The sequence below is a fragment of the Desulfovibrio intestinalis genome (assembly GCF_014202345.1).
In the GTDB taxonomy this organism is placed as follows: Bacteria; Desulfobacterota; Desulfovibrionia; order Desulfovibrionales; family Desulfovibrionaceae; genus Desulfovibrio; species Desulfovibrio intestinalis.
Genome location: NZ_JACHGO010000005.1, coordinates 113,333 through 132,944, shown reverse-complemented (window position 1 = coordinate 132,944; position 19,612 = coordinate 113,333). Strand labels below are relative to the sequence as shown.

16 protein-coding genes and 3 tRNA genes are annotated in these 19,612 nt (G+C 52.3%); 10 read left to right on the top strand and 9 right to left on the bottom strand.

Going from position 1 to position 19,612, the window contains the following annotated elements; genetic code table 11:
• Position 1 precedes the first annotated feature (1 nt).
• The 8 genes from HNQ38_RS08995 to HNQ38_RS08960 all read left to right on the top strand — a co-directional run bounded on the left by HNQ38_RS08995 (position 2) and on the right by HNQ38_RS08960 (position 10,085).
• Complete coding sequence (locus HNQ38_RS08995) at positions 2-1,078, top strand: SEL1-like repeat protein (RefSeq protein WP_183719604.1); 1,077 nt, start codon at positions 2-4, stop codon at positions 1,076-1,078.
• Between the two features lie 116 nt (positions 1,079-1,194).
• Complete coding sequence (locus tag HNQ38_RS08990; RefSeq protein WP_343060147.1) at positions 1,195-3,108, top strand: vWA domain-containing protein; 1,914 nt, start codon at positions 1,195-1,197, stop codon at positions 3,106-3,108.
• A 10-nt stretch (positions 3,109-3,118) separates the two neighbouring features.
• Positions 3,119-3,925, top strand: coding sequence for an ABC transporter ATP-binding protein (locus tag HNQ38_RS08985; protein WP_183719602.1), 807 nt, complete (start codon positions 3,119-3,121; stop codon positions 3,923-3,925).
• On the top strand, positions 3,922-5,205 hold the full coding sequence (locus HNQ38_RS08980) for an FtsX-like permease family protein (protein ID WP_221277861.1): 1,284 nt from the start codon (positions 3,922-3,924) through the stop codon (positions 5,203-5,205). Before HNQ38_RS08985 ends, HNQ38_RS08980 begins: the two co-directional genes overlap by 4 nt.
• Positions 5,195-6,901 carry a formylglycine-generating enzyme family protein gene (locus tag HNQ38_RS08975; RefSeq protein ID WP_343060146.1) on the top strand — a complete coding sequence of 569 codons (1,707 nt, stop codon included), beginning with the start codon at positions 5,195-5,197 and terminating at the stop codon, positions 6,899-6,901. Before HNQ38_RS08980 ends, HNQ38_RS08975 begins: the two co-directional genes overlap by 11 nt.
• Positions 6,902-6,916: 15 nt before the next feature.
• A complete protein-coding gene (locus HNQ38_RS08970; RefSeq protein WP_183719600.1) occupies positions 6,917-7,819 on the top strand; it encodes an NAD(P)-dependent oxidoreductase in 903 nt (300 codons plus the stop codon).
• A gap of 101 nt (positions 7,820-7,920) precedes the next feature.
• Complete coding sequence (locus tag HNQ38_RS08965; protein ID WP_183719598.1) at positions 7,921-9,954, top strand: alpha amylase C-terminal domain-containing protein; 2,034 nt, start codon at positions 7,921-7,923, stop codon at positions 9,952-9,954.
• Between the two features lie 54 nt (positions 9,955-10,008).
• A tRNA-Pro gene (locus HNQ38_RS08960) sits at positions 10,009-10,085 on the top strand.
• A 193-nt stretch (positions 10,086-10,278) separates the two neighbouring features.
• On the opposite strand, the gene HNQ38_RS08955 is transcribed toward HNQ38_RS08960, so the two are convergent.
• From HNQ38_RS08955 to HNQ38_RS08945, 3 genes are all read right to left on the bottom strand, one after another.
• On the bottom strand, positions 10,279-11,256 hold the full coding sequence (locus HNQ38_RS08955) for a hypothetical protein (protein WP_183719596.1): 978 nt from the start codon (positions 11,254-11,256) through the stop codon (positions 10,279-10,281).
• A 280-nt stretch (positions 11,257-11,536) separates the two neighbouring features.
• Positions 11,537-11,613, bottom strand: a tRNA-Pro gene (locus HNQ38_RS08950).
• Positions 11,614-11,683: 70 nt separating this feature from the next.
• Positions 11,684-11,947: a helix-turn-helix domain-containing protein gene (locus tag HNQ38_RS08945; protein WP_183719594.1), complete on the bottom strand. Its 264-nt coding sequence runs from the start codon at positions 11,945-11,947 to the stop codon at positions 11,684-11,686.
• A gap of 102 nt (positions 11,948-12,049) precedes the next feature.
• On the opposite strand from HNQ38_RS08945, the gene HNQ38_RS08940 reads away from it, so the two are divergent.
• Positions 12,050-12,403 carry a helix-turn-helix domain-containing protein gene (locus HNQ38_RS08940; protein ID WP_343060144.1) on the top strand — a complete coding sequence of 118 codons (354 nt, stop codon included), beginning with the start codon at positions 12,050-12,052 and terminating at the stop codon, positions 12,401-12,403.
• Positions 12,404-12,618: 215 nt separating this feature from the next.
• Here HNQ38_RS08940 and HNQ38_RS08935 read toward each other — a convergent pair whose 3' ends face one another.
• The 4 genes from HNQ38_RS08935 to HNQ38_RS08920 all read right to left on the bottom strand — a co-directional run bounded on the left by HNQ38_RS08935 (position 12,619) and on the right by HNQ38_RS08920 (position 15,912).
• Positions 12,619-13,083: an OB-fold protein gene (locus tag HNQ38_RS08935; protein WP_183719590.1), complete on the bottom strand. Its 465-nt coding sequence runs from the start codon at positions 13,081-13,083 to the stop codon at positions 12,619-12,621.
• 444 nt (positions 13,084-13,527) lie between these two features.
• Positions 13,528-14,520 carry a DUF362 domain-containing protein gene (locus HNQ38_RS08930; protein WP_183719588.1) on the bottom strand — a complete coding sequence of 331 codons (993 nt, stop codon included), beginning with the start codon at positions 14,518-14,520 and terminating at the stop codon, positions 13,528-13,530.
• A 236-nt stretch (positions 14,521-14,756) separates the two neighbouring features.
• Positions 14,757-14,833 (bottom strand) — tRNA-Met (locus HNQ38_RS08925).
• A gap of 281 nt (positions 14,834-15,114) precedes the next feature.
• Positions 15,115-15,912: an undecaprenyl-diphosphate phosphatase gene (locus HNQ38_RS08920; RefSeq protein ID WP_183719586.1), complete on the bottom strand. Its 798-nt coding sequence runs from the start codon at positions 15,910-15,912 to the stop codon at positions 15,115-15,117.
• Between the two features lie 146 nt (positions 15,913-16,058).
• On the opposite strand from HNQ38_RS08920, the gene HNQ38_RS08915 reads away from it, so the two are divergent.
• The gene (locus tag HNQ38_RS08915) at positions 16,059-16,250 is read left to right on the top strand and encodes a hypothetical protein (protein WP_183719584.1); all 192 of its coding nucleotides are present in this window, start codon (positions 16,059-16,061) and stop codon (positions 16,248-16,250) included.
• A gap of 24 nt (positions 16,251-16,274) precedes the next feature.
• On the opposite strand, the gene metG is transcribed toward HNQ38_RS08915, so the two are convergent.
• Both metG and HNQ38_RS08905 read right to left on the bottom strand, forming a co-directional pair.
• Complete coding sequence (gene metG, locus HNQ38_RS08910) at positions 16,275-18,278, bottom strand: methionine--tRNA ligase (RefSeq protein ID WP_183719582.1); 2,004 nt, start codon at positions 18,276-18,278, stop codon at positions 16,275-16,277.
• A 25-nt stretch (positions 18,279-18,303) separates the two neighbouring features.
• Positions 18,304-19,413 carry a PSP1 domain-containing protein gene (locus HNQ38_RS08905; RefSeq protein WP_183719580.1) on the bottom strand — a complete coding sequence of 370 codons (1,110 nt, stop codon included), beginning with the start codon at positions 19,411-19,413 and terminating at the stop codon, positions 18,304-18,306.
• Positions 19,414-19,612: the final 199 nt, after the last annotated feature.

The window sequence follows — 19,612 nt, the reverse complement described above, 5'->3', positions numbered from 1 at the left end:
TATGCGCGCCACCATTGCAGTGGATCCATCACGTGGGCCCGGTTACGGAATTATTGAAATTGAAGGCGTGGGCGGTATATCTTCCCCGGCTTTTGTACTGCAACGGGCCTCGGACGGAAAATGCCTTTCTTCTGGCGGCTGGCAGGAAAGTGAAACCACAGTTACTCCAAACGACTGGAACGCCACTGACAGCAACTTGCGTCTGAATGTTGGTCCTGAAGTTGTGGACGAACTGGACAGTCTGGACGCCTACCGCATCAATCTTCCTGGTTTTGGCGCTTGCGCGATGAGCGTAGGCAAGATCATGTATTCCAATATCAGCGGTGGACAAGGCATGGCGGGTGGCTACAAAGCGCCGGAAGCTCCAGCAACACGGCCTGATCCCGAACCTGATCCTATGCCAGTAACGCCCCCGAAAGAAATTCCCATACCGGAGCCGGACCCAATTTCAGTGCAAGTCGAACCGCCATTACAGATGGCAAGTACACCAGAAACTTCAGGCAATGGTTCAGGAAAATTGATCGGCCTGATTGCCGTGCTTGTTCTTCTGCTCTGTGCAGGTTTTGCATTATGGTGGTTTGTACTACGTGAGCCTGCAACCCCGGCTCTGCCAGCTACGCCAGAGCAAACAAGCTCCCCAGCGGCGTCTGCAACATCTCCTGCTCAAGGAGCAAATGCAAATCCGTCTGAAAAATCTCCTCTGGCTACCGCACGCGAACAGTTACGTGGCGAAGCCCTGCCCGATGTAAGTCTGGCTATGGCCAAACCCATGCGCAAGGCTGACGCCAAACCTGAAGAAAGCGACGCTGCCTTCCTTTTGCTTGAAGACGCAGCTCAAAAGGGTAACGCAGAAGCAATGCTGCTTGTGGGGCAATACTACGATCCCACAGCTACCTTGCCCCGCGGCAGTATCCCGGTGGACATGACCCAGGCGAAGCGCTGGTATGACGAAGCCCTTCAAAAGGGACAGGACAAAGCGCAGGCACAAAGTTCTCTGGACAAGCTCAAGGAATATGCCAAGGCGGAAGAAACCAAGGGAAATGCCGAAGCACGCGCCCTGCTGCAAACGTGGAAATAAAGCCGTAACGGCTGCGAGGATATGCCATGTGCTCTGTCATGACTCAATATTACCGACATTCCTTTTTCGCCATTCTGGCCTGCGCTTTTGCCTTAATGTCTGTTCTGGATACAGGCGTGTTTTTTTCTGTTGCTGACGCGCAGGCGGCACCACTGCTGCTTGAAGGTAAAAAAACACTTTTCCAGCGTGTGGTGAGCCATCCTGGCGCGCGTCTTGTGGCGGCTCCCGCTGCTGACGCAGCTGTGGTAAAAGAAAAGGTAACGCCCTTCACAGTCTTTTATGTATACGCCCGCAATGAAGGATGGGTTCAGGTTGGTACGGGAACAGCATCACCCGAAGGCTGGCTTGAAGCGCCCAAAACCACAGAGTGGAATCAGTCGCTCACCCTGCTTTTCACACCGCGCACGGGCCGTGACCCTGTTCTTTTTTTCAAAACAGAAACTGCGTTGAATGATGTCTGCTCGGCTCCTGATATGGACGCCCAGCTGGACAAGCTTGGAACAGAAGCCGTCAGTCTGTTGCAGGGCAACAAAACGCCCCCTGCAGATTTTCCTGTAATTGCCAGCGAACCTGCGGATGCCGCCGGGGCCATTTCAGAAAAACGCTTTTACCTCATGCCCATTCTGGCAATGAAAGATCCCTTTGATGGTGTAAAATTTTTGCGTGTGGCCTCCATCGATCCGGGCAGCCTTGCTGGCGGTCAGGACGGAAAGGGCGGCCCCCCGAAAACAGGCATTGCCCTTGTTATTGACACCACTATTTCCATGAAGCCCTATATTGACCAGAGCCTCAACGTTGTGCGGCAGATATACGACAAGATTGAGCAGGACAAACTGGAAGACAACGTAGGCTTCGCCGTAGTGGCGTTTCGTAACAGCACGACGGCTACTCCCGGTTTGGGCTACGTTGCCGAGGTTGTAAGTGACTTTGCCACGGCCAAAAACCGTAAGAGCCTTGAAGAAAAACTGGGCAAGGTGCAGGAAGCCACGGTTTCAAGCCACGACTTCAACGAAGACTCTCTGGCGGGTATTTACAAAGCCGTGGAGTCTTTGGACTGGAGCGGCTACTCATCGCGGCTCATCCTGCTCATCACGGATGCTGGCCCGCTTAAAAGCACAGACAAGTACGCCTCTGTCAGCATGGGGCCCAATGAGCTTAATGACTTTGCACGCCAAAAAGGCATCTGGATAACAGCACTGCATATCAAAAGCCCGGGCGGGGCCAAAAACCACGCCTATGCTGAACAAAACTATCGCGCCTTGAGCAAGCTTTCCGGCAACCGCTCCAACTATCAGGTAGTGGCCGCGCCTACGGCCGCCGCAGGTGCGAAGCAGTTTGCAGAAGTCGCCAAGGTTCTGGCTTCTGGCATGGTTGATATGGTCAAAAACACAGCTTCCGGCAAGGTTATGACCAAACCCAAGGACGAAAAACCCCAAAAGCTCACGGCTGAAGAAGAAGCCGCGCGCCTTGCCGCCACCCTTGGGTACGCCATGCAGCTTGAATATCTTGGCAGAGCACATGAAAATCAGGCTCCAAGCGTGGTTAGCTCATGGATCGCCGATATGGACCTCAAGCGCCTTGCCAAAAGCGAGCAAAGCCCCAGTGTTGAGGTTGCCGTGCTGTTGACCAAGAATCAGCTCAATGACCTCAGCGCCCAGATAAAAGCCATCATTGATAGTGGCGAACGCACCAAGAAAACGGATTCACGCGACTTTTTTCAGGGCGTGCTTTCCGCTTCCACCCGTATGGCACGAGACCCCAATATGCCCACGCAGGGCAAAAATCTCGCAGAACTGGGTGTTCTGGCAGAATTTCTTGATGGCCTGCCCTACAGGAGCGACATCATGCTTCTGCGTGAAGAAGACTGGTACCGCATGAGCGTGGGCGAGCAAACGGCCTTCATCAACAGGCTCAAGTCCCGTCTGGCCCGCTATGAAGAATATGACCGCGACAGAGCCAACTGGGAAAGCTTTGGCCAATCCAACCCTGGCGATTGGGTATACCGTGTGCCCCTGAGCATGCTGCCCTAAAAGAATCCTCATGAATGATCTGGTCTTTTCATTACGCAATATAGGCAAAAGCCGTCCCGGTGCGGATGGCTTTTGCCTGCATATGGCAACCCTTGATGTGGCGCGGGGCAGCCTGCAAGCCTTGGTGGGCCCAAGCGGCTGCGGTAAAAGCACTGCTCTGGATCTGCTGGCTGGCATACTTCGCCCGGATATGGATGCTCAAGAAATATCCTCCGCAGCAGAGCAACGCTTTTTGTTCAATCCGTTGCCCCACGAAGGCATAGACATCCTGCAAACGTGGCGTAATGGTGGGCTCAACACTCTGGCTCGTCAGCGACAACGCCACCTTGGTTATGTACAGCAAACAGGCGGCTTGCTGCCTTTTCTCACGGCGCGCGACAATATCACGCTGCGTTGCAGCACCCTCGGATGCCTCGATGAACGCCACCAGCAAATACAAGACATTGTGGATGGCCTCGGCATTGGACGCCTGCTCGAACAGTTCCCTGCCACCCTTTCCGTTGGCGAGCGCCAGCGCGTCGCCATAGCAGCCGCCTTGGCGCATGCGCCTGAAATGGTACTGGCGGATGAACCCACAGCGGCCCTTGACCCTATGCATGCACGCAATGCCTTGCGGATTTTCGCCGACCTTGCCCAAAAGATGGGCATTACCGTGCTTATGGTGACGCACAGTCTTGAAATGGCTCTTGAGGCCGGATTCAGCCCCATACAGGTCACGCTTGATCAAAGCGGACCAAGCTCGATATCCCGCATCGATCACCGTGTTGAGCAGAAGTCCGTCGCCCCAGCCCACAAACAGCAAGGAGCCCGGGCATGAGCAACCAGTCTGCCGCTCCGCGCCGTCGCAAAACATTGAGGCAGATGCTTCGCCTCTCCTGGCGGGATTACGCGCATGAAAAGTTGCTTTCTGCCTGCGCTGTTCTTGGATTGGCCGCCGTTCTCACTCCCCTGCTGGTTCTCTATGGCGTCAAGTTTGGGGTGATGCAAACCCTTACGGACAGACTGCGCAGCGAACCGCGCACCCTTGAAATTTCTCCGGTGGTCAGCGGCCGCTTTTCAATGAAATACCTTGATGATCTCGCCGCGCATCCTGACGTTGCTTTTGTACTGCCGCGCACGCGCTCCATTGCTGCCACTATGGACCTTGTGGCAGGCCAGGGTACAGACCGCACAACCCTTCTGGTTTCACTTGAACCGACGGCAACGGGCGATCCGCTTCTCCAGCGCTATGGCGCATCCTCGCCTGCTATGCCTCAGCATCCCGACAAAGAAGCCATTGGCGTTTCGCTTTCGGCCACTGCTGCGGAAAAATTGCATGTATCGGTAGGCGACACCATTACTGGCCGCGTCGAGCGCCGCTATTCCGGGCAAATGCAAAGCGTGCGCGTCCCCTTGCAGATTGCGTCTGTTCTTCCCCTTGCAGCACAGCAAAAGGATGTGGCCTTTATTCCGCTGCCCTTGCTGGAAGCCACAGAAGACTATCGAGATGGCCGTGCCGTGCCAGAACTTGGCACCAGCAATGGCTGGACAGGCGAAGCCCGCCCGCAAGAAACACGCCTGTACCCTGGTTTCAGGCTGTATGCCAAGGATTTGGACGCCGTCATGCGGTTGCGTCAGGGTTTTGCACAGCAAAAGCTTGATGTGTACACCCATGCCGAAGAAATTGAGCAGATTAACAGTCTGGCGCGCGCGCTGAACCTTGTTTTTGCTCTTATCTGCGCGGCCACGGCAGCCGGATTTCTGGCCTCCACAACCAGCAGCACGCTTGCCAGCGTTAAACGTAAAGAACGCACGCTCGGCCTGCTGAATCTGGCTGGCTTCATTACGGGCGAACTGATGTTGCTGCCCCTGACGCAGTCCCTGCTCACCGCCTTGCTTGGCACGGCATTGGCCTCTGGCCTGTACGCACTGGCAGCCGTGGCGATAAATCATCTTTTCAGCGCCAGCCTCAGTGGTATGGAGCAAGTTTGCCGTCTGTTACCGCAGCATTTTCTTTTGGCTTTCGCAGCCGTGGCGGGCCTTGCCCTGGCAGCGGCCCTTGGGCCAGCGCTACGAGCCGCCCGCATAGAACCTTCGGAGGTTATCCGTGAAGTATAGGTTGTGCCATCGCGCAAATTTGCCCCTGTTCAGCCTGATCCTGTTGTGCAGTCTGTTGTGCCTCACGGCACTGCCTGATCTGGCAAATGCGGCACTGGCCCGCAAGGGCGAACTCAGCCTTGCGGATGTCAGCAATCCCAAACCTGCGGATGATGACATCATACTGCCCATGCCCTGTAATCTCAGCATGGTATTCAAGCTCGTAGCTGTGCCCGCCAAAGGTTTGCTGTGGGATATGCCTATGCGGCCCGGCATAGACGACAGTGCCAATGCCGACCGCGCCTTCTATGACCGTCGCTATAACACGGCACTTTCAGGCGCATTTTCGTTGGAAGATCTGCTGCCAGCTTGGCGCAAACTGGCTCCCAAAGGGCAAAATTACTTTTATCTTATTGCCAAATATGAAGTTTCAAATCTGCAATGGCAGGCCGTGATGGATAACGCCTGCCCGGTAACGCAGCCTCCCGCAGCGGATGCCGCCAAGCCCGTTACCGACATAAGCTGGTACGCGGCGGTAGACTTTACGCAAAAATATACTGCCTGGCTTTTGCAGAATTCGCCTCAGTCATTGCCGCGCTTTTCAGGCGACAGCCGCAATGTGGGTTTTGTGCGTCTGCCCACAGAGACTGAATGGGAATACGCCGCGCGCGGCGGCCATATGGCAGGCAGCCAGCAGCTTTTGCAGGAAGACTTCTTCGCCTTGCCCCCAGATGCCAACAAGGCAGACTACGCCGTGTATCGCCCCGAGGGTTCAGCACGCGTTGAAGACACCGCCAATATAGGTTCCCGCAAACCCAATCCCCTTGGGATATACGACACTGCCGGCAATGCTGCCGAAATGGTGCTGGACGCTTTTCGCTTTTCACTGGCTGGCCGCCTGCACGGCTCTGCTGGCGGCTTTGTGCGCAAGGGCGGCTCATTCCTTTCTGGCGAGGCCGAAATATTGCCCGGCCGCCGTGAAGAAACTCCCTTCTTTATGGCGGATGGCCCGGCACACTCCCGTGATATGGGCTTTCGCCCCGTCATTTCAGGCATCAATACACCCGGCGGCGACCGCCCGCAGGAGTTGCAGGCCGAATGGAGCAAGGCTGGCGAGTCAATGACCGTAGCGGGATACGACACGCAGGCCGCGCGCAACCCCCTTGAAGAGCTTGACCGCCTGCTGGTGTCTGCCCCCAATGAGGCAGTGAAGAAAAATCTTCAAGAATTGCGCAATACCATCAAAGAAAACAACATTATGCTTGAACGCCAAAAGCAGCTTGAGGCTCAATCGCTCTTGCGCACTGGCGTGTATATGACTGAAACCATCCGCAACTACTCCAGCAGGCGCAACTCGCTGCAATCGCAGCTTGAAGGCATGCAAAGAGACAGCAAGACAGCCAAGGGCGCCGAACTTGAAAAACTGCGCCAGATAATAGATACTGCCCATAGAGGGCTAGTCATGCTGGATACCAGCCTGGACAAGTCTTTGACCTTTTATCGCAGCAAGGTGGAGGACGGCGCGCAACTGACGCCGGAAACACTGTCGGCAGCCTATGACTCTTTGAGCAAAGACTTCAGCGGCAGTGACCCCTTCAACGAAAACATGCGGCGCAATCTTGAATTGTACCGCAAGCATGTAGACTTGTTCCGTAAAAACAAGGCCTTGCCGCGTGAGGCCATGCAGAAGGAAATTTTGGAACGTCGCTTTCAGTAGTCAAAGGAGTTTTTTATGGCTGACAAAATGCGCATTGGATGGATTGGCACAGGCGTTATGGGATTGTCGATGGCGGGTCACCTGCAGGCCGCAGGCTATCCCCTGACCGTATACAACCGCACCCGCGCCAAGGCCGACCCACTGCTTGCCAAGGGTGCTCAGTGGGCTGATACCCCGCGTGAAGTAGCGGCCAATTCTGATGTGGTCTTTACCATTGTGAGCTACCCCCGCGATGTGGAAAGCGTGATTCTTGGTGAAAATGGCGTATTGCAGGGTCTGGCTTCCGGCGGTCTTGTTTGCGACATGAGCACCTCCAGCCCAGTTCTTGCCGAGCGCATTGCCGTTGCCGCCCTTCAGCAGGGCTGCGTTGCTATGGACGCCCCGGTTACTGGCGGCGACATCGGCGCCCGTAACGCCACCCTTTCTATTTTTGTTGGTGGCGATAAAGAAGGCTATGAAAAGCTTGAGCCCTGCTTCAACGTAATGGGCAAAAGCATTTTGCACTGCGGTGCGGCTGGTTTTGGCCAGAAAGCCAAACTCGCCAATCAGGTAGCCATTTCTGGCGTCATGTTCAGCGTATGCGAATCCTGCTTTTTTGCGCAGGAAGCAGGTCTGGATGTAGCCAAATGGCTGGAGCTGGTGGTGCAGGGCGCTGCTGGCAGCAAGGCGATGGATACCCTTGGCCGCCGCATTCTCAAGCAGGACTTTGACCCTGGCTTTTTCATCAATCACTTCATTAAAGACCTCGGCCTTTGCCTCGATGAATGCCGCCGCATGCAGATTGTGCTGCCCGGCATAGGCTTGGCTGAACAGTTGTACCGCAGCATGCAGGCCAGAGGCCAGGGTGACCAGGGCACTCAGGCCCTTATAGACTGCCTTGCCACCCTTTCTGGCAAGCAGTGGCACGCACACAGCTAGAATACCTTTTTCCGCCCGGCAGCCTTGTCTGCCGGGCGGTTTCGCTTGCATGACGCGCCTGCGCCCCCTCTCCCTGGGCGAACCAGTCCGTGGAGGCCGCCATGACCCAACAAATTCCACAAAATCCCTTGCAGGACCCAGAGCTGGAGTCCTACCGTTCCTTCCTGCTCGCAAGAAGCGACAGATTCAAAGCTGAAATAGAGCGTATAAATGGCCTCTATGGATCTTTGCGGTCGTATGCCGATCTGCACGCCACCCTTGGGGTACATGAGGCCAAAGACGCCTCAGGAAAGCCCGTATGGCGTCTGCGTGAATACATGCCCAATGCAAGCGCGGTATGGCTGACCACAGACAAACTCAATTTTCAGCGTCATGCACGCTATCAATACCAACGCGACAATGACGGTTTTTTTGAACTCACCTTACCGCACGATGCCTTGCAGCACGGCACATATATGGAGCTGCGAGTTCAGGCCGATGCAGTCACGGGCGACGACGCCCAGGGCCGTGCCTTGCGCAGAGTACCCGCCTTCGCCCGTTGGGTTGAGCAGGACCAGACCATGCCTGGGCAATGGTGCGCCCGCCTCTGGCAGCCGGAAGAGCCATTCCGTTTCAAGCACCGCAGGCCTCGTGTGGAGTCCTTTCCACGCATTTATGAGGTGCATGTGGGCATGGCGCAGCCAGCCCTGCACCACAGCGCAGACAGTGTGGGCAGTTACGCCAATTTTACTCACCATATTCTGCCCCTCATCCGTGAACGCGGCTACACAGTGGTGCAGCTTATGGGCATTCTTGAGCATCCCCTGTACCGCTCCTTCGGGTATCAGGTCAGCAGTTACTTTGCCCCGTCTTCACGCTACGGCACGCCAGACGAATTCAAGGCTCTGGTTGACGCAGCGCACGGACTTGGCCTTGCGGTTGTGCTCGACATTCCACATGGGCACGCCTGCCCCAATACAGAGCAGGGTTTGGCGCAGTATGACGGAAGCAGTTATTTTTTCACCGATCAGTTTAATCAGTGGGGAACGCCCTCTTTTGATTTCTGTCAAGAAATGGCACGCCGCTTTCTGCTTTCCAACTGCCGCTACTGGCTTGAAGAGTTCAGGGTTGATGGGTTCCGCTTTGATGCTGTGGGCAACATTCTGTATCGCGATCACGGCAAGGATGACGATTTCATTCATGTCAGTCATTGCTTTTATGACAAAGTGGGCCTGCCGCGCACCAATGAGAAGGGCGAGTTGTACCTGTGCATGGCTAACACGCTTATCCACGAGCTTTACCCCTCTGCCCTTTCCATTGCCGAGGAATTTTCAGGCATGCCCGGCCTGACCTGCCAGCCGGAAGACGGCGGGCTGGGTTTTGACTACCGCTTTGCTATGGGCATACCGGACTATTGGGCCAAATGCATTGAAGAACCACGCGACATGGGCAGCCTGTGGTACGAAATGACGAATTACCGCCCGTATGACCGCACCATCAGCTATGTGGAGTGCCACGACCAGTGCATCAATGGCGAGGATGCAATGATATGGCGGCTGCTTGGTAATCGCATGTACAGCCACATGTCTGTTGCTACTGATAATTGGCATGTGTCGCGTGGGCTTGCTTTTTATCGGCTCATGCGGTTCATCACGCTGGCAACGGCAGATGCGGGGTATCTGAACTTTATGGGTAATGAGTTCGGGCATCCCGAATGGCTGGACGCAGAGGCTTACGCCCACAGGCAGTGGCATTTGGCTGATGCCCCCGAACTCAGGTACAGCCTGCTGGCCGCCTGGGACAAAACGCAGATGCTTGAGCTTGTTCGCCCTCACCTTGAGAGCTTTTGCCAGAAGCCAGTTTTTCGTTTTATTCATGAAGAAAAACGCCTGCTGGCCTTTGAACGCGGGCAATTACTTTTTGTATTTAATTTTCATGAACTTGAAGCGCAAAAAGCCCTGACGTTTGCCGTAACCCCCGGCAAGTACGTGGAGATGATGAGTTCTGACGAAAAACGCTTTGGCGGGCACGGCAACCTTGATGCAGAGGCCCAGGTAACGGAGCATTTTACAACCCCGCTGCCAGATCGGCAGGAAGGCGATATTAGGCTGTATCTGCCGCCATTGGTGGGGTTAGCCTTGATTCGCAAAAAATAGTTTAGAAAATGTGTTGACACACCAGGTGGTTCAGCGTAGTTATCTCTCTCGCGTCGGGATGTAGCGCAGCCTGGGAGCGCACTTGAATGGGGTTCAAGGGGTCGAAGGTTCAAATCCTTTCATCCCGACCAGAGATTTGAAGGGAATTCATGGAAACATGAATTCCCTTTTCTCGTTTAGCGCACTTAAATGTCATTGAAGAGGCCGTCAGTTCAATCCTGTCCAGCTCCACCAGAAAGTTTAAAACCCCCCGATCATCACATAGAGTTCGGGGGTTTTGGGTGCTTAGTTGGGGATTGCCCACAGCAGAAAAGATCAAGGAAATTAGATAAAACCCATTGGGTCATTTTCCCTCTGTTCAAAGTAACAGCGTATGTCCTCTGATAGCGTATCTTTTATTGAACTCATAGATTCAGCCATACTAACATGAAAACCATAGATAAGTTGCAGATATTGACCATTTGAAACAGTTATAACGTCGTTTTTTTCCAAGTGGACAGTTATAACGCTAGGAACTCCTTTCCCATGAAGGCAATCTGCAAATGCTTGGAGGTATGAATGCTTGTAGCAGTTTGCAATGCCATTCAAAAATTTTAAAAAATTAAAATTCTTATCTGTATAGCGGCTGAATATTAATTCTTTTACTTTTAGGGCATTATCGTTGTTTTTCCCCAAAAGTTTCAAAAATGCGCCTAGTGAATCTAATTTTCGTTTTTTGAAAAGGAAATAAGATGCTATTTGGATAAGGTAATCAAAAGACAATTTCATGCAATATATTGACTGTTCTATTCCAAACTTTGTTTTCGAAAGAATATTCAGATAATTATCGCATGGTACTCCAGTGGAATTATATAAAAAATTATATGCAGCAACAGTTTCTTTGGCAATTATATTTAGGTTATTATTAAGATAAATCAAGCGATTTTGTGTTTCCATTCCGCGAAAATTGAAAAATCTATCACCATTTTTTGTTCGAACTCTGTGAACAGCATGTCGTGACAATGCTCTAAGTGTTGCTAAGGAGTATTTAACGTCTGGAATATGCGTATAAAACCTATCATCAAAAATAAAAGACTCCTGATCCACTTCATTAAAATCAAAGGCAGGAGCATGTAATCCGTTAAGGTCTTCCTCAATAATCCAATCATTTTTTGCTTCATTGATTCTGGCTGATTCATAGGGCTTAAGTTTTGGAGGGGCTATGTTCACAGCGCTACCAGGCAAAAGTCCACCGTGACAGTTTTCAGCCTTATAAAAATATCCATCTGGTGTCAGTAATGAGACGGTATTAAGTAGGTGCATGGTGTACTCCGTGCTAAATTTAGCTTTTAATGTTCTGCTATTAATAATTATAGGATATTATTTCAATCTCAAACTCACTTGATCTTCTCTGCTGTGGGCAATCCCCAACCAAGGCACACCAAAAACCCCCGATCATTGAAAAATGGTCGGGGGTTTTAATTACCTACATGGCGGAGCTGAAGAGAATTGAAGTCTTGACCTCTTGAATGCCATTCAAGCGTGTTTCAGAGTTATAGTGAAAAAAGGGAATTCATGTTTCCATGAATTCCCTTCAAATCTCTGGTCGGGATGAAAGGATTTGAACCTTCGACCCCTTGAACCCCATTCAAGTGCGCTCCCAGGCTGCGCTACATCCCGACACGAAAGAGATAACTACCCTGAACTGCCCCGTCTGTAAACCTATAAATCAGTCGCAACTGATTTTTTATCAATAATCACAAGATTTTTCTGCATCAGCAACCATTGCGTCAACCATTTCTCCTGGCGCTACGCCTAAACTTTGGGCAATTTTCACCAGCAGATTCAGGTTGGGCGCTCTGTAGCCGAGTTCCAGTGAGGATATGTAGCTCTTGGAAATGCCGACCTGATCTGCAAGTTCTTGCTGTGACAAGCCAGCAGCATCACGATACCTTCGAATTACCGCAGGCATGAAAGTTTTCGCCAATTTATCTTCATCAAAGTTCTTCTTCATGCCATCTGGATACAGCGCCCCTTTACAAAATTGACCCACTATTGTAGTTCGATTGACTATCAATGGTAGGTCGTGATGATAATCAAATATTGTGAGGGGCGGGTGGATAATCAAAATTTTGACGAACAAATGGGGCGCATAAAGCTTATTACTGGCAAAAGAACCCAGGTAGAGCTGGCTGACCTGCTAGGCGTCAAACAGTCTTCCATTTCTGATGCGAAGCGGCGCGGAAGTATCCCGGCCAATTGGCTGATTGTTCTCATGCGGCTTAACTGTGCCAACCCGGAATGGATATTAACTGGCAACGGCCCGCTTTTTGTTTCTTTTTCTCCCATACGGCCGCTGTATAAAACGGAGGATGAAGAGGCAGATTACAAAGCCAAAGAAAAGGTGTTGCGGCAACTCCCAACCCGAATGCTTGCAGAAGAGCTGGTGCGCAGAATTTCCATATCGTAAAGCAGGCGACAGCGCACAAGCGCTTCGCCATCAATAGTATAAAATTGGGCGCTCACTGGTATTTACTACTCCTCAATGGCCCCTGCTCTGCTGGCGGGCGCACGGCTTGTTTCCTCTGCATGCCACCACAAAATACTTTTAGTGAACCCCTGAAAAATCTTCAAAAAAAAGAGGCCCGCTTGAGGCCTCTTCTTACTATCTATTTTGAATTATAATCAATGCACAATCTGGCTATCGATTATCATCGGCAAATGCTGATCCTTGTGGGTAATGTTGCTCAGGTCGTCAATACGCCCATAAAAGACAACAATGGAGCCCTGTTTAAGCTCGGCCACTTCATCCTGCTTGTTGAAGTTAAACCGGCAGACAATTCTTTCTGAAACTTTGCCGTCCTTGTCATTCAGATCGACAAGATAGTAGATACGACCGTCGATTATTCCTTTTATTTTGCTTATGGCAGCGACTTTTCCGGTAATTTTGACCCATCTTCCAGCGTATTCCTTGTTGGCCTTGACGCTGTTTTCTTTATAGGTCGTAACAAAGTCCGAAACCTGGGCCATTGGGGCTGCCGCCACCTTGTCTGAGCTGGGGCCAAGCAAATCATTAATAGGTGAATTTTTTAGGCAGCCTGTGGTAATTAACGCTGTTGCCAAAGCAAAAGTAAAAACAAGTGAACGCATGTTTGTCTCTCCTTATTTCATTTAGCCGTGGGGTGTATCATGAAAAAAGGATTAAGTCTAAATATGCAAATATAAAAAATGCTTATTATTGCATCTGATAGTAGAACAATTTTTTCTGTATCAGATATATTCTATATAAAATTCAGCAATTTCTTAGGCCACTGACACTATCGCAGGTTTATTACTTGTGAATAATCCAGTGCGCGATTGCCCCCAATTAAATACTATAGTGCGCACAGCTAAAAGCTGATCGTGCAAGATCAACAATCAGCAGTTGCGCTCACCCCATAGCAGCGCATGTATTTTGGCCTGGCGGCCTTTATGAACACCGCGTCTGCGCAAAAGGCAGCAGAAAAACACCCTGCCCGCCCATCACCGCGCCACATATAGCGTGTCGCGCCTAGCATTCAGCCTTACCGCGCTGGGCAGAGGCCGAAGGCGCGTCTAGGCGTCAATGCCCACAAGCGTATATTGCTGACGGCCAATCCCAAGCGATTCGGCATGATCGAGCGCATGCACCCCATTGCGGGATTCAATACGTTTGCGCAATGAGGCGCTCTTTTCGCTGTCTGCGGCGTAAATGAGGTCAACGCAGGCCCGGTCCAAGGCCACAGGGTCAAAGGACGCCAGAATGCCAATATCGTCCAATTCTGGGGGGGGCGGGTGGCTGTCGCAATCGCAATCAATAGACAGATTGTTCATCAGACTGACATACACGATTCTGTCTGTGCCCAGCTTTTCAATCACTGAACCCGCCGCTTCTGCCATTGACTCCAAAAATAGCTCTTTCTTCGTCTTGTAACAGCGGCTGAAGTTACCAAGCGTTCGGCTGCCTCCAGCAGTGTGGATCCACATTTTTCCTTCGCCGGAAGCAATGCCGATGGACACATTTTTAATAGCGCCGCCAAAGCCGCCCATCGCATGCCCCTTGAAGTGCGACAAAATCAGAAAGGAATCATACTTAGCAAAGTTTGCGCCAACGAAATTTTCCGTAATATTTTTGCCTCGTGAAAACGGCAGACTGATGGAGCCATTTTCGTCCATAACGTCTACCGGGGCAATATCCATAAAGCCGTGATCCTTTAGGGCCACAAGGTGGTCGGCAGTGTTAAAGCGCTTGCCAGAATAGGCGGTATTGCACTCTACAATCGTTCCATCCACAGACTGCACAAGGTCTTTAATCAACGCAGGCGCAGGATAATTGTGCCCCCCCGGCTCGCCGGAATGCAGCTTCACCGCTACCTTGCCCGGCAATGCGCGGCCCTGCATAAGATGCTCATAAATTTTTGTCAGCCCGCTTGAGCTGATATCCTTGGTAAAATATACGGTAGAGCCTTCCTGCGCATTGGCAAAAATTCCTGTGCCTGTCATGGCCACTGTCCAGAGCGTGACCGCGCCCGCTTTAATGAAGGTGCGCCTTGAAACGGAACTATCCATTAAATTCTCCTCTGTGGCCTTATGAGTCAAACCGTACGGCTAAGAATCCTGATCCTGTGGCAGGAGCCGCAATTGAGCGGCCAGTCTTACCCATGGGGAAATAGCATCGTTGGATAACTGAACTGCCGAGCAGGAATAAAAAACGAGGCGCTTATGCCTTCTGCGCACTTTTCAGTACACATCGATGCATAAGCGCCTTTTATTTTTGGCACTCATTTTCAAGCGCCTATACTACTTGGTAGCAAGGGAGGGATTTGAACCCCCGACACTGCGGGTATGAACCGCATGCTCTAACCAACTGAGCTACCTTGCCGTGTACTGCCCTCAGGCAGCGCGACGATCTAAATATAAGATTTGCACAAGCTTGGCAAGTAAAATTTTTCCAACACCCTGCACCCTATCAATTTTCATGCTGCGCAAGGCGACAGCCAGAGCAGATTATCGTTGAGAAGATGCATCCAAAAAATCTAAGGCGCGCGCCGCTCATATTCTAAATAGTGCTAATAAATTTAAACTATTATGAGCGACATGCGGGCGCTTAAACTCGTACCCGCCAGGGTATTCCATCGCAATGATGGCCTCCTGCTGCGAGGCTCAGTTCACCATAAAATAATACACAAAGGGCGCGATCAGCAGCCGATAAATGGCAAAGGGAACCAGAGTCATACGCCCCACCAGAGCCACAAAAATCTTAACAGCCAGCAAAGCCGACACAAAAGAACCAATCATGCCCACCAGAAAGAAAGGAATGTCGGCGGAGGTGAACATGCTCAGATTTTTCAGCAGGTCGTAGCCTGTGGCCGCCACCATAATGGGCACAGCCGCGATAAAGGAATACTCCGCCGCCAAAGGTCTTTTGGCTCCCAAAAGCATACCGCCCATAATGGTCGCCGCAGAGCGCGAAAATCCGGGCCAGAGGGCAAGGCACTGGAAGCAGCCTATACCCAACGCCAGTTTGGGCGTCATGTCGTCAAGGCTGATGCAGGTGGTCTTGAACTTGCGCTTTTCAACAAAAATCATGCACAGGGCACCCACGACCAGGGCAATAAGCACGGTGGACGGGCGGAACAGGTATTCCTTGATGTAGGAGTGCAGCAGCAAGCCAAGTACGCAGGCTGGCAGCGACGTAAGAATAAGCAGCGTAATGCCGCGCATGCCAGCAAAGCGCACATAAGGCTGAGGCCGCACAAGGCCCCAAAAACGCTTCCAGTAAAGCACCACAACGGCAAGAATGGCCCCAAGCTGAATAACAACGTCAAACGTGGCTGCCTTTTCACCTACAAAGCCGAGCAGGTCGCCAACAAGAATAAGGTGCCCGGATGAAGATACCGGCAAAAATTCTGTCAGTCCCTCAACAATGCTCAGAATCAGGGCAGTGAGCAAGTTATCCATATAAAATGGCCTCTATGTGCGCGCCATAAGGCGAGGCTCTGTCTTGAGCGTGATGCCCGAAACTGGCGCGGTATATTCGCGTATTGATGTTCCGTTATTGCCAAAAAACGGTCAAACAGCTATTGGTGAAAAAAAGGACGTATCCAATGAATACCATCATGCCGCAAAGTGAGCTGGTGCGCAAAGCTGCTGCCTATCTGACAGAAGAGCTGAACCGAAATTCCGGTAAAAGCCTGGCTACCCTGCTGGATGAAACAGGCATGCGCTTCAATCTCACACCACTGGATGCTATGTCTCTGGAGCGTCTGTTCCAGAAAAACGGCGGCAAGGCGGACTAACCAACCCGCCGCCGTGTCAATTTACTAGGCTATTTCGCTGCCGTTCGGCACTTCTGCGTCCAGGCCAAGCAGGGTCAGAGCCGAATCGTTTCCAGCTGTGAGCACCATACCGTGCGACATGAGACCGCGAATTTTGCGTGGCTCAAGGTTGAGCACGGCGCAAACGCGTTTACCCACCATAGCCTCCGGGGTATAATGTTCGGCCAGGCCAGAAAGAATCTGGCGGGGCTGCCCTTCGCCAAAATCAATTTCCAGACGCAAAATGCGGTCGGCATTGGGATGCTTTTCAGCAATCAGCACAGTGCCTACGCGCATATCTACCGCCTTGAAGTGATCAAAGTCTATGTTCGGCTTGCCCGCCGCGGTGTCTGCAGGCTCTGCGCCCGCGGGGGCAGTCTGAGCCGGACTTTTTGCCGCAGCCTGCTGCTTGGCAGCTTTCTTTTCTGCCTTGGCGGCCTTGGCTTTTTCCGCTTCATCCGAATCTTTTTTTACTTCAATGCGCGGGAACAGGTTTGAGGCTTCAGCTACCATCGTGCCAGGCACGAGTCCGTCAAAATGGTCCATTTCAGCTTCCAGAGCCTTTACAGGAGGCATGTTGGCTTCAACAGACTGCCCAAGCTGTTCCAGCATCTTGCTGCAGGCTACGGGCATGACAGGCCACAGGCACAGGGCCGTTTTGCGCATGGCAGATAAAAGCACATACATAACGGTAGCAAGCCGTTCCATATCGCCCTGCTTGTGCAAGGACCAGGGGGCCTGGCTGTCCACATACTTGTTCAGGGCGCGCACCAGTTCCCACAAGGATTCAAGCCCCTGCGCAAACTGCACGTTGCCGAAAAGCTGGCTGAAGTTACGCATGGCCGTTGAGGTCAACTCAATGATGGCCTCATCCGCTTCATTAAAGCTTTTGGGAGCCGGAATACGGCTGCCGAAATATTTGGCAGTCATTGAAAGTACGCGGCTGAACAGGTTGCCAAGGTCATTGGCAAGGTCGGCATTGATGCGGCCAACCATCGAGTCGTCACTAAAGCTGGCGTCAGAACCGAAATGCATTTCACGCAGCAGGAAGTAACGGAAAGCATCCGCCCCGTAGCGCTGGCTTGTGGCTTCAGGTTCAACAACGTTACCCAGCGATTTTGACATCTTGGTGTCGCGCACAAGCCAGTAGCCGTGAACATTGAGATGCTTGTACTGGGGCAGGCCCGCAGCCTTGAGCATGGTGGGCCAGAACACGGCGTGGGGCTTGAGAATATCCTTGGCTACCAGATGCTCGCCCGGCCAGAAGTGTTCAAAGTCTTTGCCATCAGGCCAGTTGAGCGCGCTAATATAGTTGATGAGGGCGTCAAACCAGACATAGCACACATAGTCTTTGTCAAAAGGCAGCTCAATGCCCCAGGTCAGGCGCGATTTGGGACGGGATATGCACAGGTCGTCCAGAGCACCGGATTCCAGCATGGCCAGAACTTCCGAGCGGTAGCGTTCCGGCCTGATGAATGACGGGTTCTGCTCGATATGCTCCTTGAGCCACGGCAGATACTTGGACATGCGGAAGAAATAGTTCTTTTCGCTGATGAATTCCGGCTTGACCATATGCTGGGGACAAAGGCCGTTTTCCAGCTCTTTTTCAGTGTAGAACCGTTCACAACCGTAGCAGTAGTGGCCGCCGAACTCGCCAAAGTAGATGTCTCCGGCATCATAAACTTTCTGTAAAAAAGCCTGCACCGAAGCTTTGTGCGCCTCATCGGTAGTGCGCACGAAACGGTCATTGGCAACATCCAGCTTGGGCCACAGCGACTGAAACCGGGCGCTGATGTCATCCACAAATTCCTTGGGCGATTTACCTTCTTTTTCGGCAGCCTGCACGATCTTGTCGCCGTGTTCGTCCGTACCTGTGAGAAAGAGCGTGTCCTGACCCATCAGCTTGTGAAAACGGGCCATAGCATCAGCTACAACAGTGGTATAGGCATGTCCAAGATGCGGCTTGGCATTGACGTAGTAAATAGGCGTTGTGATGAAAAAGGTGTTCACTCAAGGCTCCGTAATCTTGATTTGGCTATTGATTCTCTGGTTTACTATGCGGTTTCCGACGCCTTTTGCGCCGGGGCTTGCCTGATTCGCCCTGCCCGTCGGGGCCGTGCGCTTCACCACTGTCGCCGTGGTCAGCGTTGTGGCTATGGGCACGACCGTTGCCTTCTTGCCGACTATTATCAGCATTCGCGGGGGCATCCGGCGAAAAAAGTTCATCCATCGTATCAAGATGATCAAGGGTGTCAGGCGCGGCAGAAACCACCAGCAAGCCGTCGCCAATCTGCGGCTTGGGCGCTTGCCGCGGCTGGTTTTGAACGCACTGCACGGATTCTGGCCGATGTGGCGAAAGTGCCTGCCACTCTTCGAGTGTCAGTTCAACTTCTTCATTTGTTTCGGTGAGCACAGCCAGCGAGTTGCGGAACATATTGGCCCGCAGCACCTTCATTGGGCCTCTGTCGGTCTGGTATTTTTTGCCAAGCCGAGGACAATTCTTATGGAAATGGTCGTAGTTGTCCTGCTCATACGAAAGGCAGCACAGCAGGCGACCGCAGATGCCGGAAATTTTGGCCGGGTTCAGGAAAAGGTTTTGCTCCTTGGCCATACGAATGGTCACAGGCGCAAATTTGCGCAGGTACCTACGGCAGCAGCAAACCATGCCGCAGTTGCCCACAGCGCCGACCATCTGCGTTTCGTGACGCACACCAATCTGGCGCAGCTCAATGCGGGCGCGGTATTCACGCACCAGATCTTTGACAAGATCGCGAAAATCTATGCGCGAGGGCGCTGTGAAGTAAAAAATGAGTTTGCTGCGGTCAAAAAAAACTTCCACATCCACAAGCTTCATGTCCAGATCACGCTGGCGGATGCACTGCCGGCAAAACACCTGAGCTTCTTTGCTCAACTGCTCGTTAGCCTCGCCGCGCGTAACGTCGTCGGGGCTTGCCAGCCGCAGGATTGAAGGCAGCGGTTCACTCTCCTGCCCCGGCAGATTATGGGCCGGGCCAGAAACAATAAGAGCCAGGGCATGCCCCTGTTCAGCTTCGATAAGCACATGCTGCCCAGGTTCAAGACCAGGAGGGCCACTATAATAGCTTGTCTGGCCAAGCGCGCGAAAACGCAGGCCATATATGGGCATAGAGGTCACAGTGCAAAACCTTGTGAGACGATTTCTGAAAAAATTCTTTTCGGCCATAAAAAGCCTGCTGTCAACAGCTCAAGCCCGAATAAGGCCGATTGTGGGCGCTTGAAGCCTGAGATTTGCCATAAAGCAACAATAAAATAACGGCTCATTGTCGTGCAAACATCTTAATGCAGCTTGTCACGGCCTTAACAAA

Bases quoted from the DNA above. Each gene is read 5' to 3' on its own strand.
- HNQ38_RS08915 (WP_183719584.1), top strand. From the start codon at position 16,059: ATGAATACCATCATGCCGCAAAGTGAGCTGGTGCGCAAAGCTGCTGCC.
- HNQ38_RS08935 (WP_183719590.1), bottom strand. From the start codon at position 13,083: ATGCGTTCACTTGTTTTTACTTTTGCTTTGGCAACAGCGTTAATTACC.
- HNQ38_RS08955 (WP_183719596.1), bottom strand. From the start codon at position 11,256: ATGCACCTACTTAATACCGTCTCATTACTGACACCAGATGGATATTTT.
- HNQ38_RS08995 (WP_183719604.1), top strand. From the start codon at position 2: ATGCGCGCCACCATTGCAGTGGATCCATCACGTGGGCCCGGTTACGGA.
- HNQ38_RS08965 (WP_183719598.1), top strand. From the start codon at position 7,921: ATGACCCAACAAATTCCACAAAATCCCTTGCAGGACCCAGAGCTGGAG.
- HNQ38_RS08930 (WP_183719588.1), bottom strand. From the start codon at position 14,520: ATGGATAGTTCCGTTTCAAGGCGCACCTTCATTAAAGCGGGCGCGGTC.
- HNQ38_RS08905 (WP_183719580.1), bottom strand. From the start codon at position 19,413: ATGCCCATATATGGCCTGCGTTTTCGCGCGCTTGGCCAGACAAGCTAT.
- HNQ38_RS08920 (WP_183719586.1), bottom strand. From the start codon at position 15,912: ATGGATAACTTGCTCACTGCCCTGATTCTGAGCATTGTTGAGGGACTG.
- HNQ38_RS08945 (WP_183719594.1), bottom strand. From the start codon at position 11,947: ATGAAGAAGAACTTTGATGAAGATAAATTGGCGAAAACTTTCATGCCT.
- HNQ38_RS08985 (WP_183719602.1), top strand. From the start codon at position 3,119: ATGAATGATCTGGTCTTTTCATTACGCAATATAGGCAAAAGCCGTCCC.
- HNQ38_RS08970 (WP_183719600.1), top strand. From the start codon at position 6,917: ATGGCTGACAAAATGCGCATTGGATGGATTGGCACAGGCGTTATGGGA.
- HNQ38_RS08980 (WP_221277861.1), top strand. From the start codon at position 3,922: ATGAGCAACCAGTCTGCCGCTCCGCGCCGTCGCAAAACATTGAGGCAG.